Below are 17,673 nucleotides of genomic sequence, written 5' to 3' on the forward strand. Positions count from 1 at the left end.
CTATCACATAATCCGTCGATAAATTTCATGGTTATAAGGTAGATCCAGTACTGATTGATAGACGGTTTGCAATTCTTTACCAATCTCATTAATACTTTTTGTTTGGGCAGTCCTAAATCCTGCTAAACTTACATTCGGTAATTTTTTCTCGGTAATTTTCCTGATTAACTCTTGAAACTCTTGGTTATTATGACCCATGTAACAATTATAACCATTTTTCAGCCAGCCTTCATAGACTGGTATGTCTCTGACTAAAATTTGTTGCTGACTAGCTAAAGCTTCTAAGACAACAATACCTTCTGTTTCTTCATAAGAAGGAAAGAAAAATAAATCAGCCGCAGAATAGGCCCCTTCTATAATATCACCGTTGATATACCCAGGGAAAATGACATTTTCAGGATGATCTTTCTTCACGATTTTACGAATTTTATGGGGAATTGATGCCATTGGAACATGACCAAACCAAATAAAAGTATAATCTGGCATGTTCTTTGCGATTTCTACAAAATCAATAATTCCTTTTCGTTCAAAAAACAAGCCAACACAAATAATTACTTTGTCACTAGCCGTTAATTTGAAGTGATCACGAAAGAGCGTTCTTTTTCGTTCATCAGGGTAATACTTTCGTAGGTCAATCCCATTTGAAATTGCTGCAATTGGTTGTTTTAACCCATAATTTTTCAATAACTTTCGCGAGTATGATGTTGGCGTAATAATAAAATCACTTTCTTGATATAAAGATACCAGCCATTTTTTAAATAGCGGTGCCATTTGATTAGATCCTACAAAAGAATTACGAAAATCTTCTTCTGTTGAATGGGCATGATAAATAATTTTCTTGCCATTTTTCTTTGCCTTTTTCACTAATTGATAACTCTTCGGTCCATAGGTGTTCACGTGTAAGATATCATAATCTTCCGCTTTAGGATTCGTAGTAAAATCAATTCCGACTGATTGTAATGCTCTTTTTTGATGGGCCTCAGCTCGACCGATCCCAGATTTCCCAATGACATTTTGGCCTTCAAAATATAATAATATTTTCATGGTAACCTCCTGTAATCAAAACCCATTATACCATAGCCAGATTTTTATACGCTCCAACCAGAGACTGAATTCAAAAAAAAAGAGCATTGTCTTTTTCAGACAATACTCTTTAGATGATTATTTTACGTATTGATTTACTAAGTCAACAACTTCTTCCATTGTATCGCAATCATTTAATGCTTTTTCAGCAAGTTCTTGCATGTCTGTTGTTGTTAAACGTTTCATTAAGCTACGTGTTTTTAAGATAGAAGTGGCACTCATTGAGAACTCATCCAGACCCATACCCATTAAAATCGGCACAGCTGTTTGATCGCCAGCCATCTCACCACACATACCGGCCCATTTACCTTCAGCATGTGCTGCATCAATAACATTTTTAAGCAAACGTAGAATTGATGGGTTGTATGGTTGATATAAGTATGAAACTTGTTCGTTCATACGGTCTGCAGCCATTGTATATTGAATTAAATCGTTGGTACCAACACTGAAGAAATCAACTTCTTTAGCAAATTTATCTGCTAAAACAGCTGCCGCAGGAATTTCAATCATAATCCCTACTTGGATTGTATCAGAAACTTTTACGTCTTCTGAAATCAATTTAGCTTTTTCTTCTTCATAAATTTTCTTAGCTGCTCTAAATTCTTTCAAAGTAGCTACCATTGGGAACATAATCCGTAAGTTTCCAAAAACAGAAGCGCGTAATAATGCCCGTAATTGTGTACGGAACATACCATCACCTAGTTCAGATAAACTAATTCGTAATGCCCGGTAACCTAAGAAAGGATTCATTTCATGCGGTAATTTCAAATAAGGAAGTTCTTTATCTCCACCAATGTCCATAGTCCGAACAACGACAGGTTTTCCATCCATACCTTCAATAACTGCTTTGTAAGCTTCAAATTGATCTTCTTCAGTTGGAAAATCTGGTGCATCCATGTATAAGAATTCTGTACGGTATAGACCAATAGCTTCAGCGCCATTAGCGTGAACACCTGCTAAATCTTTTGGCGTACCAATATTTGCAGCTAATTCAAAATGCTTACCATCAGCCGTAACTGTTTCAGCATCTTTTAATTTTTCCCATTCTGCTTTTTGAGCAGCATAGGCTTCGCCAACTTTGATAAAATCATTGGCTTGGTCTTCGGTTGGATTAACAATAACTTCACCAGCGATACCATTAACCGCTAACTGATCGCCTTCTTTAACTTTGGCAGTAATTTCTTTAGTTCCCACGATAGCAGGAATTTCTAAAGAACGAGCCATAATTGCAGAATGTGAAGTACGACCGCCAATATCAGTAACGAAAGCTTTTACAAAGTTTTTGTCTAATTGGGCTGTATCACTTGGAGTCAAGTCATGAGCCACAACGACAACCTCTTCATCAATCATTGACGGATCTGGTAATGTTACACCCATTAAATGTGCTAAGACACGTTTAGCAACGTCACGAATATCGGCTGCCCGTTCTTGCATATAAGCGTTATCATCCATTGCCTCAAACATACCAATATACATATCAGTAACTTCTTTCAAGCTACTTTCTGCATTGATTTTATTATCAGTAATGTGTTGTTTAATTTGTCCGATCATTTCTGGATCAGATAATACCATTAAATGTGCATCAAATACTTGTGCTTCTTCTTCACCTAAGCTTTTTGCTGCTTTATCCCGAATTTTTTGTAATTCTGCAGAAGAAGCTGCCAAAGCGTCATCTAAACGCTTTTCTTCGGCAGCCACATCTTCAATATTATTCTTTTTAAAAGACAAATCCGGTTGTACTAGCAAGTAAGCTTTCGCAACGGCAACTCCGTCACTAGCGGCAATACCTTTTAGCATTTCAACCATTATTCAGATAGTCCTTCTTTCTTCATAGTTTCTACGATCGCTTCGATTGCTTCTTTTTCGTCAGCACCTTCAGCAGAGATAGTAACATCAGAGCCTTGACCAACACCAAGAGACATTACGCCCATGATTGATTTAAGGTTAACAGATTTACCTTTATACTCTAAATTAATATCTGAGTTGAATTTACTTGCTGCTTGCACCAATAATGTTGCAGGGCGCGCGTGAATACCTGTTTCAGCTACTACGTGAAAATCTTGTTTTTCCATCTTGACCATTCTCCTTTATAATTAAGAAAGTAAAATTTATGTTAGGGCTTTTAAAACACCTTTAGCCTTAGCCCTTCATTTCATTAGATTACCATTTTTTGAATTTTGATACAACAATTTTAATTAAATAAATTCAAATTAATGTATCCCCTTTCTTTTCGGCTTGCGGCAAAAAAATAATTATTGTTTCTTTTTAATCATTCATAAAAATTTATAAATATGCTATTTAGCACTCTTTTGATCCAAGTGCTAATTTTTTGAGCAAAACCCTTGATTTTAAATTTAAAGTCAGTATAATAAACTCAAGGTCAGTGAAAGTCAAACTTATGGCCGCAACTTTTACAGCGTATCTTTTTACGTACGCCCTTGCTAGTTGTAAAATAAAAGAAAATACTGAAAGGGTGAATGCGATGCTTTGCCAAAACTGTCATATAAACGAGGCAACAATTCATTTATATGCAAACGTCAATGGACAAAATAAGCAACTAGATTATTGCCAAAGTTGTTATCAAAAATTAAAAAATCAAGCAAGTGGAGGTGCTCCGCAAATGGCCCAAAATGATCCTTTTGGATTTGGTAGTTTAGATGATTTATTCCGTAATATGTCTAACCAAATGAACCAAGGTAGACAAGGTCAACCTGATCAAACACCACCAACACAATTTGGTGGCGGAAATGGATTGAACAATCAACCCCCTCGTAATGGTGGCGGTGGACTACTAGATGAATATGGTATTAACATTACAAAACAAGCACGTGATGGTGACATCGATCCGGTTGTAGGCCGTGATGATGAAATTCAACGTGTGATTGAAATTTTAAATCGACGGACAAAAAATAATCCAGTTTTAATTGGTGAACCTGGGGTTGGTAAAACAGCTGTAGTTGAAGGTTTAGCACAAAAAATTGTTGACGGTGACGTTCCTCAAAAACTAATGGACAAAGAAGTCATTCGTTTAGATGTGGCTTCATTAGTTCAAGGTACTGGTATTCGCGGACAATTCGAAGAACGGATGCAAAAATTAATCGAAGAAATTCGCTCTGCTGAAAATATCATCTTATTTATTGATGAAGTTCATGAAATTGTTGGCGCTGGTGCTGCCGGAGATGGCAATATGGATGCAGGAAATATCTTGAAACCAGCCTTAGCTCGTGGCGAATTACAAATGGTTGGCGCAACTACCTTAAATGAATACCGTATTATTGAAAAAGATGCGGCATTAGAACGTCGGATGCAACCTGTTCGAGTGGAAGAACCTTCTGTTGAAGAAACGATTGAAATCTTGAAAGGTTTACAACCTCGCTATGAAGATTATCATCATGTGAAATATACAGATGATTCAATTGTTGCTGCAGCTGAACTTTCAAATCGCTACGTGCAAGATCGATTTTTACCAGATAAAGCTATTGATTTGTTAGACGAAACTGGTTCAAAGAAAAATTTAACTATTCAATTGGTTGATCCAAAAACGATCGATAAAAAACTAGCTGAAGCTGAAGAACAAAAGAAATATGCTTCTCAACAAGAAGATTTTGAAAAGGCTGCTTATTATCGTGACCAAATCGATAAATTACAAAAAATGAAAGAAAAACAATTAACCGACGAAGAAACTCCTGTCATTACTGAAAAAGACATGGAAGAAATTATCGAAAAAAGTACTGGTATTCCTGTTGGCGAACTAAAGGAAAAAGAACAACTACAGTTGAAAAACTTATCTGATGATTTGAAAAAACATGTCATTGGTCAAGATGAAGCAATTGATAAGGTGGCGAAAGCGATTCGTCGTAACCGGGTCGGTTTAAATAAGAAAAATCGTCCAATCGGTTCATTCCTATTTGTTGGACCAACCGGTGTTGGTAAAACTGAATTAGCTCGTCAATTAGCGAAAGAATTGTTTGGTTCTGATGAATCAATGATTCGCTTTGACATGAGTGAATATATGGAAAAACACAGTGTCTCTAAATTAATCGGTTCTCCTCCAGGCTATGTTGGTTACGAAGAAGCCGGTCAATTAACTGAACAAGTACGTCGTCATCCATATAGCTTAATTTTATTAGATGAAATTGAAAAAGCACATCCAGATGTACTTCACATGTTTTTACAAATCTTAGATGATGGTCGTTTGACTGACTCTCAAGGTCGAACTGTCAGCTTCAAAGATACAATCATTATTATGACAAGTAATGCCGGAACTGGTAAAATCGAAGCTAACGTTGGTTTTGGTGCTGCTAAAGATGGCGTCACTCGCTCAGTCTTAGGACAATTAAACAATTTCTTTGCACCAGAATTCTTAAACCGTTTTGATGCGATTGTAGAATTTGGTACTCTATCTAAAGAAGGCCTAATGGAAATTGTTTCCTTAATGCTAGATGATGTCAACGCAATGTTGGCACCACAAAAAATTACGATTGATGTACCGAAAAATGTCAAAGAAAAATTGGTTGAATTAGGATACGATCCTGCAATGGGTGCACGTCCATTGCGTCGGACAATACAAGAAAATATCGAAGACGGGATTGCCGAGTTTTATTTAGATCATCCAACAATTCATGAATTAAAAGCAAAACTTGATAAGGATGATCGGATCGTGATTACTTCTAAACCAGAACGTTTGGCTAAAGAAGATACTGCGACAAAAGAAGAATAACCAAAAAAGATGATGGCCTAGCGACCATCATCTTTTTTTCGTTGATAAATTAAAAATATTTCCCACGAGATAAAACCTATAAGAGTCATAAAACTAATAAAAGCTGAAAAGATGGCAACATTCGTATAATGATACTGGATCGTAATTTCATTTTGTCCTTTTACAATAGCTAGACCGGTTGTCCCAAAAGAAGAAATTTCTGTAGCGACTTTTTTTCCATTTAGAGTTGCTTGCTGACCTAAGTATTTTAAAAAAGGCGTTTCTAATTGTCCAGCTCCTTCTTGATTATCATAACTAATCGTCACATAATCTCCATGGTTTTTTACCTCTGGATGAATCTGCTCTTTATTTAAAACAAAAGCATAAGGTATAACCAAACTGCTATTTTCTTGAGCAGCCACACTGACATAATCAAAAAACATTTGATTTTTCCAAATTCCCGAAATTTCATCAGTTAAAATAACTCGCTCATCGCTTGCTTCGGCCGCTAAATTATACACACTCGGTGATTTGTATATATTGTATACAGAAAAAGTATTCAAGCCAACCACTAATACTATTAATGAAATAAAGAATGGCAACTCAATTTTCTTATTTGGTGTTAAGCCAACACTTAAGCCATAGGCAAGAAACAATGTTGCAAAAGTACTTAAGCGCCAGGCAAATTGAATTCTGACTAACAGTGTCGTTGAGATAAAATGCCAAGGAAATAAATTAGACACAAATAAAAATAAAATAATCCCGCTTATGTAAATTGCTAAGTCTACTTTAGTTAATTTTTTATAATTATAAAAGGTAATTAAAATTCCAAAAAAAAGTACCGCACCAATACTATAACCATTTATGTTATTCAACATAGTATTTTTCAATAATTCCGACAAGTTAATGCCATTAATTAAATTAGTAGTTGGAGAATAAATTTCTTGCCAGGCATTTTGCTGCAGCATCGGGATTACAAAACCTAGAGAAAGTAAGCCGGTTCCTAAAGCAGCTTTTGCAATGGCTAATAGTCGCAAAATTTTTTTATCCCAAAAATAAAAGCTAAAAATGGCAAATAAAAACAACAATATCCCTACCATAAAAACTGACAATACATGACTGTAGACCAATAAGCTCATGCCAATCATTAACAATTTCCACCGTTTTTCATCGCCATAATAGACTTGATAGGCTCCTGCTAATACTAACGGCAAAAAAGTCATTGCTAGAAATTCACCTAATGAGCCTCGATAAAATAAATCAGTACTGTGGTAACTAGAAAAAGTATAAATTAGGCTAAAAATTAAAGCTGTCTTCCCATTATTTTTGATTGATTTCATGGAATAATAAGCAATCAGCATAGTAAAGAAAGTCACCAATAAAATATATAACTTATATCCTAAAATAGTACTCCCAGTGATAACTTTAAAAATATAAGCGGGGTAAATCAGTAGCCACGGGTAAAACTGATTTACATCTGAGCCAATTTGGTGAAAACTAATAAAATTGATGGGACTTTTCCAAACGGTAGCCAAACCATCAATTCGTGCTAAATGAAAATATGCATCTTGATTATTATAATGAACCAGACCAGACCTAATAAATAAAGGTGCCACATAAATCATGCTAAAAAATAAGAAAATAAACATGATCGTTATTTTTTTCTTCATTGCTTCCTCCTTGTTTTACCAAGAATAAAAAAATTACCAGTAAAGCTTTAAACTTACTGATAATTTTTTATTTTATTACATTAGACTCTTCAATTCAACCTCAGGGTACTTATCTGAAAACCAACGCATCGCAAATTGATTCTCGAATAAAAACAGTGGCTGATCAAAACGATCTTTAGCTAAGATGTTTCGACTAGAACTCATTCGTTCGTCTAGCTGCTCTGGATCAATCCAACGGGCAATTTTATGTCCCATCGGCGTCATAACAACTTCAGCATTGTACTCATTTAACATCCGATGCTGAAAAACTTCAAACTGTAATTGTCCAACAGCACCAATAATATATTCATCCGTTAAATATGTTTTATACAACTGAATGGCACCTTCTTGCACCAGCTGATAAATACCTTTATGAAATGATTTTTGTTTCATGACATTTTTGGCGGTAACTTTCATAAATAATTCTGGCGTAAAAGAAGGTAATTCTTCATACTGAACTTTCAACTTACCTTCATAAATGGTATCACCTATTTGATAATTACCTGTATCATAGACACCAATAATATCACCTGCTACAGCTTCCTCAACATTTTCCCGAGCATCTGCCATAAATTGTGTCACATTACTTAATTTCATTTTTTTCCCAGTCCGATTTAACGTGACATCCATGCCTCGTTCGAAAGTCCCTGAGCAAATTCGGACAAAAGCAATCCGGTCACGATGATTCGGATTCATATTGGCTTGAATTTTAAAAACAAAACCTGAAAGTTCTTCTTCATAAGGAGAAACAGCTTCTCCGTCTTCTGTTTTATGGGCATATGGTTTAGGAGCTAAATTAACAAAAGTTTCTAAAAATGTCTGAACACCGAAATTGGTTAAAGCTGAGCCAAAGAAAACGGGCGTTTGATCACCTTTTGCAATTTTTTCTGGATCGAACTGATCACCAGCTTCTTTGACTAATTCTACTTCACCTAAAACATCTTCATAGATTGATTGCTCTTTTAGTGGATGATCGCCAGCAATTTCTCCATCAGTTAAAGTAATATATTTTTCTCCTTCATAACGTTCAGGACGGTAGAATTCAATTCGTTCATTGTAGATATCATACAAGCCTTCTAAACCTTTTCCCATACCAATTGGCCAATTCATAGGATAAGACTCAATTTGTAATAATTCTTCTAATTCTTCCAATAATTCTAAAGGTTCCCGACCATCTCGGTCTAATTTATTAATAAAGGTAAAAATTGGAATACCACGCCGCTTAACAACTTGGAATAATTTTTTAGTTTGGGCTTCTATCCCTTTAGCGCTATCGATTACCATCACGGCACTATCGACAGCCATCAATGTCCGATAAGTATCTTCAGAGAAATCTTCATGTCCAGGAGTATCTAATATATTTACTCGTTTTCCATCGTAATCTAATTGCATTACCGAACTGGTTACAGAAATTCCCCGTTGTTTTTCAATATCCATCCAGTCAGATTTGGCAAAATTGCCCGTTTTTTTACCTTTAACTGTTCCAGCTTGGCGAATCGCTCCACCAAATAATAATAATTGTTCCGTGATTGTCGTTTTCCCGGCATCCGGATGGGAAATAATCGCAAAGGTACGACGACGATCGACTTCTTCGACTAAATTAGGATTGTTCATATATTTTTACTCCATTCATTTGACTAAAATTTCAACCCAATTAGTATAGCATGATTAACATAACTAAGGAAAGTTGAATGATAGCTTTTTAGTAAAAGCCCAAAAAAAGAAACAAAGTCTGAGACTTTGTTTCTTTTACTTTATCTTCTTGGTTCATCTTCTTCAAACTCTTTACTGAAATGACGACGATCTTCTTCAGGCTCGACTTCGGCTAATTCAGGATGAAAAATAGCTTTTAATGTCATGATTCGTGATCCTTCCATCTCTTCAGAAATCAAAGTAACGTTATCAACATCAAATGACAACTTTTCTCCTTCATCAGGAATTGTTCCTAAGGCAGTAATTAAATAACCTGCCATCGTATCGACATCGCTCATGTGTAAAGTAGTATCGAAAACTTCGTTAAAATCATCGATTAACATTTTTCCGTTAATGAAGTATTCATTCTCATCAATTTTTTCGTAAAGTTTTTCAACCTCATCAGACTCATCATCGATTTCACCAACGATTTCTTCCAATAGGTCTTCTAAAGTCACTAATCCCACCATGCCACCATATTCATCAAGTAGGATAGACATTTGATTTTGAGTCTTTTTCAACTCATATAATAAATCATCGATAAAGATTGTTTCTGGAACAAATAATGGTTCTTGCAGAATTTTTTGTAAGTTGACATTATCAAAACCAACTTGACGGGCTGCCTTTAAAATTGTTTTCGTATGAATTACACCGATTATCTTATCCCGATCATCATCGTAAACAGGGATACGTGAGTAGCTTTCATTTAAAATCTCATCAATATTTTCACCAACGGGATCATTGATATCAATCATAAATGCATCTGTTCGTGGAACCATAACTTCACGGGCAACCTTTGTATCTAAGTCAAATACCCCTTGAAGCATTTCAATTTCATCGGAATCTAAGACGCCCTCTGTTTCTAACATGTAGCGCATCTCATCACGAGTCATTTTCGTATCTTCATCATCAAAAGTCATCGGCGTGATTTTCGCCAATAAATTGGTTGAAGCAGTTAATAACCAAACAAACGGCTTCGTGATAATCCCTAATTTTCTTACTACAACTGAAGTAAATTGAGCTACTTCCTCTGTCTTAGTCATAGCAATTCGTTTTGGATAAAGTTCTCCAAATACGATTGAGACATAAGTTAGAAAAACCATGACAATCACATAGGAAACTGTTCGGGCAACTGTTGTGCCACCTAAAACAGGTGTCAAAGATCTCGTCAAGCTTTCAGCTAGAGATGCCCCAGATAAGATATTTACTAAGGTAATACCAACTTGAATCGTAGATAAAAAGTTATTAGGGTCTCGGATAATCTGTAATAATTTTTGTGATTTCTTATTGCCTTCTTCGGCTTTTTGCTCTACACGGTTTTTATTAACAGAAACAACAGCGATTTCAGCCGCAGCTAAAAATCCATTAATCAAGGTTAAGACTACCAATAAAGCAATCTCCAAGATTATCGACTGACTATCGGGGTCAGCGTTCATAATTGCATTCGCTCCTTAAAATAAAGTGTAAAAAAAGTGGCACAAGGCCACAGATAAATCGTATCATATCGCTTATTTTTATGCAATTAAATCTCGATTAATTTAAAAACTCTTGTTCTCTTTGCTCTTGACGACTCTCTTTGAAAATTCGAATAAAAAAGACAGCGATGGTTCTTAAAATCGCGTAAACTGGTACTCCTAAAAATACACCCAAAACACCAGATAAATTTCCAGCAACTAACAAGATAATAATAATTGTTAACGGATGAATATTTAAAGTTTTACCAATAACATTAGGGTAAATCACATTCCCATCAACCTGCTGAACCACTAATACTACTAAAATACATAGTAAAGCGGTAGTCGGGCTACCTGAGAAGAACGTATAAACTAGCGCTGGTGCTAAGCCTAAATAAGGTCCTAGATAGGGAATTAAATTGGTTAAGCCAGCAACTACACCAAATAAGAAAGCATAATCCACACCAATTAACAAATAGCCTAAAAAGGTAAAAGTAGCCACGAATAAACACTCGATGGCTTGTCCACTAATATAGCTAGACAAAGTTTTATTTAACTCTCCTAAAAGATTACTGATATTTTCTCGTTGATTTTCTGGGAAAACGCGAGAAATACTGGGGACTAACCGGTGACCATCTTTTAACATATAAAATAAAACAAACGGCACTGTAATCGCCAAAATTACAATTGAAGTAATTTTTCCAATCACCGATCCCAAACCGCTAGTCAGACCTTCTAAGAACTGCTGTATAATGGTACCGTATGATACATCTAAATTATTAATGTATTGATCAATCTTTAGTTCTTTATATAGCGGATATTTTGATGCTTGATCGGCAGTTTCTCGCAACCAATTTTGCATATCATTCATAAATGAAGGTATGCTCGACGTTAATGAAATAATCTGCGTAACCAAGCTAGGGATAATGCTTAAAATAATTAAAACGATCAAACCTACCAACAATAACAAAATCAAAACAACAGATAAGGTCCGGTTCAAACCTATACGGTTTAACAAATGCACCAGAGGATTTAATAAATAATATAAAAATCCGGCAATTAATAATGGCGCAAATAAAGTAGTAAAAAAAGTGCCAATCGGTTGGAAAATGAAATCAATTTTACTAGAAATAAAAATCAAACAAGCAATGATTAAAATTTCTAAGGACCAAAACATTAATTTTGAACTTTTTACTTTTTCAAACATTTATCTACTCCTTTCTTAGAATTTAGTTTATAGTATACAACAGTTGCGCAAATTATTTTAGCGTCAGAGTGTGAAAGGAAGAAAAATATGAAAATTTTAATTACCAGAGATACGATGAGCGATATTTATTTGGACGCTTTACGCATCCGTCATGAAGTTTTTGTAGATGAGCAGAATGTTCCTTTGGATTTTGAAGTCGATAAAGATGAAGCTTACAGTATCCATTTTGTTTTATATTTAGCAGATGGGCAGCCAATTGCGACTGTTCGTTTACTTCCCTTAGAAGAAACCATTGCAAAATTACAAAGAATGGCTGTTTTACCAAATTATCGAGGACAGCATTTAGGAGAAAAGTTAATTGATGAAGTCGAAAGATTTGCTAAAGAGCAGGAATTCACCACGATTGAGTTAAGTGCCCAGTTAACTGCAGAAGGCTTTTATGAAAAACGTGGTTATCAAAGCTATGGAGATATCTTTTTAGATGCAAACCTTGACCATATACACATGAGAAAAGATATATAAAAAAAACGTTGGGGCATCTGCCTCAACGTTTTAATTTTATTTCCGCGACAATTGCTGGTAGCGGTCATACCAAATATCAATATAGCCGTCAGAAAATGGACCTTTTTCATTATTAATCCAATCGACAAGAATCTTAACATTCTCTTTCAAAATAAAATCAATTTCTTTCGAGTAATGCATTTGTCTACTATGAGCTTCGTACTCATCAACGTCTAATAGACGTTTTTCCCCATCAGGAAACACTTTGACATCTAAGTCATAGTCAATGTACTTCAAAGCTTCTTCATCTAATAAATAAGGTGAAGCTAGATTACAATAATAGGATACGCCCTTCTCTCTGATCATTGCTATAATATTGAACCAGTATTTTTGGTGAAAATAAACAATCGCTGGTTCTCGAGTGACCCATCTACGCCCATCTGACTCTGTCACTAACGTGTGGTCATTTAGGCCGATAATTGAACACTCACTTGTCTTTAATACCATGGTATCGCGCCACGTTCGATGCAAACTGCCGTCGTGTTTATAACTTTTGATGGTTATAAACTCTCCTTCTTTTGGAATCTTCATAGCTACCCTTCCCTCAGCAAAGAAACCTTTGCATTTGTTTGGGTGTTATCACACCGACATCGAAATTATTATAGCAATAAATCAAGAGCTTGCCTACTAATCTTTTCTAAGTAAAACGTTTTCTAGTAAATCAACCATTTTTTGCTGGGGTTTAGGAAAGACAAAATCATCAAAATCGTTTGATTTTACCCAAGTTCCTGAAACATCTGTCGTATTTCTTCCGTAAAAAACTAAAATGTGCCACCGTAGATGAGTGAAAATATGCTTCACTTCCCCTACTACTTTTTTTTGCCAGACAACTGGATAATCAACTAGAAAATTGGCTGTGTCTTCCGCTACCTCAAATAAATCTAACTGTTCTTCAGAGAAATTAATCTTTAACTGAGCGAATTTTTCTTGCGAAATTTCTTCCATTGGAAAAGTCCACATGTTTGCTAACAAGCCAGTCTCAGCTCTTTTTTCAAGTAAAAATTCTCCTCGCCCATTTTCGATTGCACCAGCGACAAAATATGAATCCTTTGGTTTGGCCTTTTTAGATTTAATTGGAAATTCTGTTTGCCGATTTTCTTGATAGGCGAGACAGTATTGTTGAATTGGACAATTATCACAATCGGGATTTGTCGGTGTACAAATACTAGAACCTAAATCCATCATTGCTTGGTTAAAATCTCCTGGATGCTCATGACTAATAATTTTACGCATCGCTACATCAAAAATTTTTCGGCTACTGGCTTTAGCAATATCATCTTCAATTAGAAATAATCGACTAACCACCCGCATCACATTACCATCAACTGCTGGCTCAGGTAAATCAAAGGCGATACTCCCAATTGCACCGGTAGTATAAGGTCCTATTCCTTTTAAACCTCCAATTTCCTCTACCGTTTTAGGAAATTCACCGTGAAATTCAGTCATAATTTGTTTGGCAGCTGTTTGAATATTTCTAGCTCGAGAATAATAACCTAAACCTTCCCAGATTTTTAATAATTTATCTTCTGGTGCATTAGCCAAATCCTCAATCGTCGGAAATGTTTCCATAAATCGATAAAAATAATCAATTACCGTATCAACCCGGGTTTGCTGCAACATGATTTCTGAAATCCAAATTCTATAAGGATCAGTATTAAAACGCCAAGGTAAATTTCTTTTATTGTCATCATACCAAGCCAAAAAATCTTTTTGAAAGTTAGCAATTTTTTTGGCATCCCAATTTTCTATATTTTTATTCACTAGTTTCGGCGTCCTCTTTTTCTCGAATAAAGGTATCAATTTGATCTAATTGAAATCCTTTTTGATATAGGCTTTGTTTCACTTTTTGTTTTCTTTTACTTAATTCAAACCGCTGATTACTACGCCAAAGTTTTTCACCTTGATTGATTAATGCTTCTGACTCTTGTTCTATGACATCACTAAAATCAAGTTCAGCAATCGCAAAATCAATCACGTCCCCACTAAAACCCTTTTGCAGTAAATATTGAAATATTTTAGTCGTGGTTTCTCGACTGCTTTTCCCTCGATATTTTTTTAAGGCTTTATTAGCAACTTGTAAAGCTAAATCTTGCTGATCAGATAAACTAATCTTAGCCAGTGTTGTTTCTACTAATTGATTGGAAATACCCTTTTGTTTCAGTTTTTGGGCTAAAATTTTGGGTCCTTTATCACCTAGACGCATCTGAGTTCGAACATAACTTTCAGCGAAATTCTCATCATCTAATAAATTCATTTCAACTAATCGCTGCACAATTAAATGGCGGTCTTCTTTTGGGATCTCATTATCTTTCAAGTATTTACGGATCTCCATTTCGGTCCGCAATTGATAACTTAAGTAATTTAGCGCCAATTGAAAACCGATATCCTGACGACTAGCATTTTTTATTTCTGTTAGCGTCTCCTGATCAATTTCCTGATCCTTTAACAAACGAAAATCGATTAATGTATCTTCTGATACGCGAACTTTTTCTCCGTTGGAAACTTCAATATTATAATAGTTTCCTCGTCCTTTACTAACTTTCACAATGGTTAACATGTAAATCCCCCATTCAAAGATTCATTTTAACATAAAAAATTTTTATTCTGAAAAATATGCTAAAATAATAGCCAGAAAGGGGCAGATTATGGCTGTTCAATTAACGAAAAATCAAACTTTAAATTTAAAGATAAAACGACTGGGAATTAACGGTGAAGGCATCGCTTATTACAAGAAAATGATTGTTTTTGTGACTGGCGCCTTACCTGGTGAAAAAATAATTGCCAAAGTTACTAAAGCTACACCTCGCTTTGCAGAAGCAGAATTAGTCACAGTAAATGAAGCTAGTAAGCATCGAATTACACCACCTTGTCCTGTCTACGAAACTTGTGGTGGCTGCCAAATTCAGCATTTAGCCTATCAACAGCAATTAGTCTATAAAAAAGATTTGTTGGCCCAAGCTTTAGAAAAATATAAACCAGCAAATTATCAAAAGTATCTACTAAAAGACACCATTGGTATGGAAGAACCTTGGCACTATCGTAACAAGGCACAATTTCAGTTACGCTATAATCAACAATTAAAAAAAGTTGAAGCTGGATTGTATCAAGCAGAGTCTCATGAACTGGTGCCAATCACAGATTGCTTAGTCCAAGAGCCAACAACTCAAAAAGTTATGAATGTCGTCACTCAGTTATTAACTAAATATGATTTCCCCATTTACGATGAAAAGAAAAACGCGGGAATTTTACGAACTATTATGGTTCGCATTGGAATTGAAACTGGTGAGGTTCAAATTGTTTTTATTTCAAAAACTAAAAAACTACCGAAAATTAATCCATTGATTCGTGAAATCAATCAACGTTTACCAGAAGTAGTTTCCATCATGCAAAATATTCAAGACAAAAAAACTTCTGTGATTATGGGAGATGAAACCATTCATTTATGGGGAAAAAGTGTAATTGATGAAAAAATTAATCAAGTCGCTTTTGAACTTTCTCCACGAGCCTTCTTCCAATTAAATCCTTTTCAAACAAAAGTTTTATATCAAGAGGCTTTGAAAGCACTAGAACTAACCCCGCAACAAAAAGTCGTCGATGCTTATTGTGGTGTGGGCACAATTGGATTATCGTTAGCAGACCGAGTGAAGGAAGTTCGTGGGATGGACACTATTGCTCAAGCTATTGATGATGCGAAAAAAAATGCTGAAGCTTTAGGTCTAAAAAATACTCGTTATGAAGTAGGTACAGCGGAAGATTTATTACCAAAATGGTTAGCAGAAGGTTTTTCGCCTGATGCAATTGTTGTCGATCCGCCACGAACTGGATTGGATCAAAAATTATTGCAAGCCTTAGTAAAACAACCAAGTCCACAATTGGTTTACGTATCTTGCAATGTTTCAACCTTAGCAAGAGATTTGGTGATACTGGCTAAAACATATCAGGTGAATTATTTACAATCTGTCGATATGTTCCCCCAGACTGCTCGTTGTGAAGTAGTTGTGAAATTAACTAAAAAATAAAAAGAGTGACCTTCGGAAGTTAGCTAAAAATCTAACTTTCGAAGGTCACTATATTTTTTAAAATATTTTAATAGCCGGTTCCGTAATTCGGATCATACTGTGTATTCGGATCAACGTAGTTTGGATCAACATAGCTAGAATCATAACCATTATCCGTACCATATGAATCTGAATAAGTATCACTTGTAGCCGTGCCACCATCATTATTAAATAGTTGGGACTGATCAGAATCTTCTAAATTCGGTAATGTATCTGATGTTTGAATACCTAGTTGTTCTTTCAGAGTATTTTGAACATCTAATAATTCAGAGGTGCCTAAAATTTGGTAATAAATTTCATTAATAATTTGGTTGGTTCCTTGTAATTGTTTTTGTTCAATATTTTCAAAAGCTGGTAAGTAGTTGGTGCCAATATCTAACATTTCATCCCAAGTTAAATCAGTTTCAGCATTTTTTTGAACAGCTTTTAAAATTTTGCGGTAATTGCTGACTCCATCCATCGACATTACTTTTCTTAGAATTTTGGTTACAACTTGGCGTTGACGTTTTTGTCGACCAATATCGCCATCAGGATCTTCATAGCGGTAACGAGCAAAGGCTAAAGCTTGCTCACCATTCAAAGTATGTTTTCCTGCAGTTAATGAGATACCATCTAATTCAAAATCGTACTTATTATTAACTGTGATTCCGCCAACAGCATCAACTAAATCTTTCAGACCTTTCATATTGATGACAACATAATGATCTAAAGGGATGTCCAATAAATTTTCAATTGTGTCCATCGCCATTTTTGTTCCGCCGTATGCATAAGCTGCGTTTAATTTATCTTCCCCGCCGTAACCGACGATTTCAGTTAAAATATCACGTTCTAGACTAACTATCGTTGATTTTTTCTGTTCTGGATTTAATGTGACCACCATCATACTGTCTGATCGCCCTTGTTCTGTCCGACCTAAGTCACCAGTATCTGTTCCCATCAATAAAATTGAGAATGGTTCATTATTATTTATATCCGCAGTTGAATTATCACTATCACGGTCAATTGTCTTTCGAATGCTGTTGACTGCGCTACTAGCATCACTAGTAACTTTAGCGAAGTAATAAGTTCCTGCACCAGCAGCTACATTTATTAATAAAATCAGTGTTACCACAATTTTTTTCCAAAGCTTCATAATACACCTCATCCAACGATTTGTCGGTTTATTTTCTCACAATCTTTCTAACGATTCAATCAATTATCAAATGCGTCT

The 17,673-nt window shown here is 35.2% G+C and carries 14 protein-coding genes; 3 read left to right on the forward strand and 11 right to left on the reverse strand.

Features of this window, described 5'->3' with window-relative positions; all coding sequences use genetic code 11:
• Nucleotides 1-3: 3 nt before the first annotated feature.
• The 3 genes from ACVWNY_RS08255 to ACVWNY_RS08265 all read right to left on the reverse strand — a co-directional run bounded on the left by ACVWNY_RS08255 (nucleotide 4) and on the right by ACVWNY_RS08265 (nucleotide 3,155).
• Nucleotides 4-1,044, reverse strand: a complete 1,041-nt coding sequence (locus ACVWNY_RS08255) for an LTA glycolipid anchor biosynthesis glycosyltransferase, IagA/BgsA family (protein ID WP_218324957.1) — start codon at nucleotides 1,042-1,044, stop codon at nucleotides 4-6.
• A 117-nt stretch (nucleotides 1,045-1,161) separates the two neighbouring features.
• Nucleotides 1,162-2,889: a phosphoenolpyruvate--protein phosphotransferase gene (gene ptsP / locus ACVWNY_RS08260; protein ID WP_438719792.1), complete on the reverse strand. Its 1,728-nt coding sequence runs from the start codon at nucleotides 2,887-2,889 to the stop codon at nucleotides 1,162-1,164.
• The gene (locus tag ACVWNY_RS08265) at nucleotides 2,889-3,155 is read right to left on the reverse strand and encodes a phosphocarrier protein HPr (RefSeq protein WP_218324955.1); all 267 of its coding nucleotides are present in this window, start codon (nucleotides 3,153-3,155) and stop codon (nucleotides 2,889-2,891) included. The genes ptsP and ACVWNY_RS08265 overlap by 1 nt, the downstream gene beginning before the upstream one ends.
• Before the next feature lie 410 nt (nucleotides 3,156-3,565).
• Here ACVWNY_RS08265 and ACVWNY_RS08270 point away from each other — a divergent pair, with 410 nt between their 5' ends.
• Nucleotides 3,566-5,803, forward strand: coding sequence for an ATP-dependent Clp protease ATP-binding subunit (locus ACVWNY_RS08270; protein WP_454071854.1), 2,238 nt, complete (start codon nucleotides 3,566-3,568; stop codon nucleotides 5,801-5,803).
• A gap of 17 nt (nucleotides 5,804-5,820) precedes the next feature.
• On the opposite strand, the gene ACVWNY_RS08275 is transcribed toward ACVWNY_RS08270, so the two are convergent.
• The 4 genes from ACVWNY_RS08275 to ACVWNY_RS08290 form a co-directional block, all read right to left on the reverse strand.
• Nucleotides 5,821-7,452 carry a glycosyltransferase family protein gene (locus ACVWNY_RS08275; protein WP_218324954.1) on the reverse strand — a complete coding sequence of 544 codons (1,632 nt, stop codon included), beginning with the start codon at nucleotides 7,450-7,452 and terminating at the stop codon, nucleotides 5,821-5,823.
• A gap of 75 nt (nucleotides 7,453-7,527) precedes the next feature.
• Complete coding sequence (locus tag ACVWNY_RS08280) at nucleotides 7,528-9,105, reverse strand: peptide chain release factor 3 (protein WP_218324953.1); 1,578 nt, start codon at nucleotides 9,103-9,105, stop codon at nucleotides 7,528-7,530.
• A 140-nt stretch (nucleotides 9,106-9,245) separates the two neighbouring features.
• Nucleotides 9,246-10,619 (reverse strand): hemolysin family protein, encoded by a 1,374-nt coding sequence (locus ACVWNY_RS08285; RefSeq protein WP_218324952.1) that lies wholly within the window; start codon nucleotides 10,617-10,619, stop codon nucleotides 9,246-9,248.
• Between the two features lie 97 nt (nucleotides 10,620-10,716).
• Nucleotides 10,717-11,844 (reverse strand): AI-2E family transporter, encoded by a 1,128-nt coding sequence (locus ACVWNY_RS08290; protein ID WP_218324951.1) that lies wholly within the window; start codon nucleotides 11,842-11,844, stop codon nucleotides 10,717-10,719.
• Nucleotides 11,845-11,931: 87 nt separating this feature from the next.
• Between ACVWNY_RS08290 and ACVWNY_RS08295 the strand changes: the two genes are divergently transcribed.
• Nucleotides 11,932-12,366, forward strand: a complete 435-nt coding sequence (locus tag ACVWNY_RS08295) for a GNAT family N-acetyltransferase (protein ID WP_218324950.1) — start codon at nucleotides 11,932-11,934, stop codon at nucleotides 12,364-12,366.
• 36 nt (nucleotides 12,367-12,402) lie between these two features.
• On the opposite strand, the gene ntdP is transcribed toward ACVWNY_RS08295, so the two are convergent.
• The 3 genes from ntdP to recX form a co-directional block, all read right to left on the reverse strand.
• The gene (gene ntdP / locus ACVWNY_RS08300) at nucleotides 12,403-12,936 is read right to left on the reverse strand and encodes a nucleoside tri-diphosphate phosphatase (RefSeq protein ID WP_218324949.1); all 534 of its coding nucleotides are present in this window, start codon (nucleotides 12,934-12,936) and stop codon (nucleotides 12,403-12,405) included.
• A 96-nt stretch (nucleotides 12,937-13,032) separates the two neighbouring features.
• The gene (gene mutY / locus ACVWNY_RS08305) at nucleotides 13,033-14,166 is read right to left on the reverse strand and encodes an A/G-specific adenine glycosylase (RefSeq protein ID WP_218324948.1); all 1,134 of its coding nucleotides are present in this window, start codon (nucleotides 14,164-14,166) and stop codon (nucleotides 13,033-13,035) included.
• Nucleotides 14,159-14,962 carry a recombination regulator RecX gene (gene recX, locus ACVWNY_RS08310; RefSeq protein ID WP_218324947.1) on the reverse strand — a complete coding sequence of 268 codons (804 nt, stop codon included), beginning with the start codon at nucleotides 14,960-14,962 and terminating at the stop codon, nucleotides 14,159-14,161. Before recX ends, mutY begins: the two co-directional genes overlap by 8 nt.
• Before the next feature lie 88 nt (nucleotides 14,963-15,050).
• On the opposite strand from recX, the gene rlmD reads away from it, so the two are divergent.
• The gene (gene rlmD, locus ACVWNY_RS08315; protein ID WP_218324946.1) at nucleotides 15,051-16,424 is read left to right on the forward strand and encodes a 23S rRNA (uracil(1939)-C(5))-methyltransferase RlmD; all 1,374 of its coding nucleotides are present in this window, start codon (nucleotides 15,051-15,053) and stop codon (nucleotides 16,422-16,424) included.
• Between the two features lie 67 nt (nucleotides 16,425-16,491).
• On the opposite strand, the gene ACVWNY_RS08320 is transcribed toward rlmD, so the two are convergent.
• Nucleotides 16,492-17,595, reverse strand: a complete 1,104-nt coding sequence (locus ACVWNY_RS08320; protein ID WP_454071219.1) for an LCP family glycopolymer transferase — start codon at nucleotides 17,593-17,595, stop codon at nucleotides 16,492-16,494.
• Between the last annotated feature and the right edge of the window lie 78 nt (nucleotides 17,596-17,673).

Source organism: Enterococcus sp. JNUCC 77 (assembly GCF_054819945.1).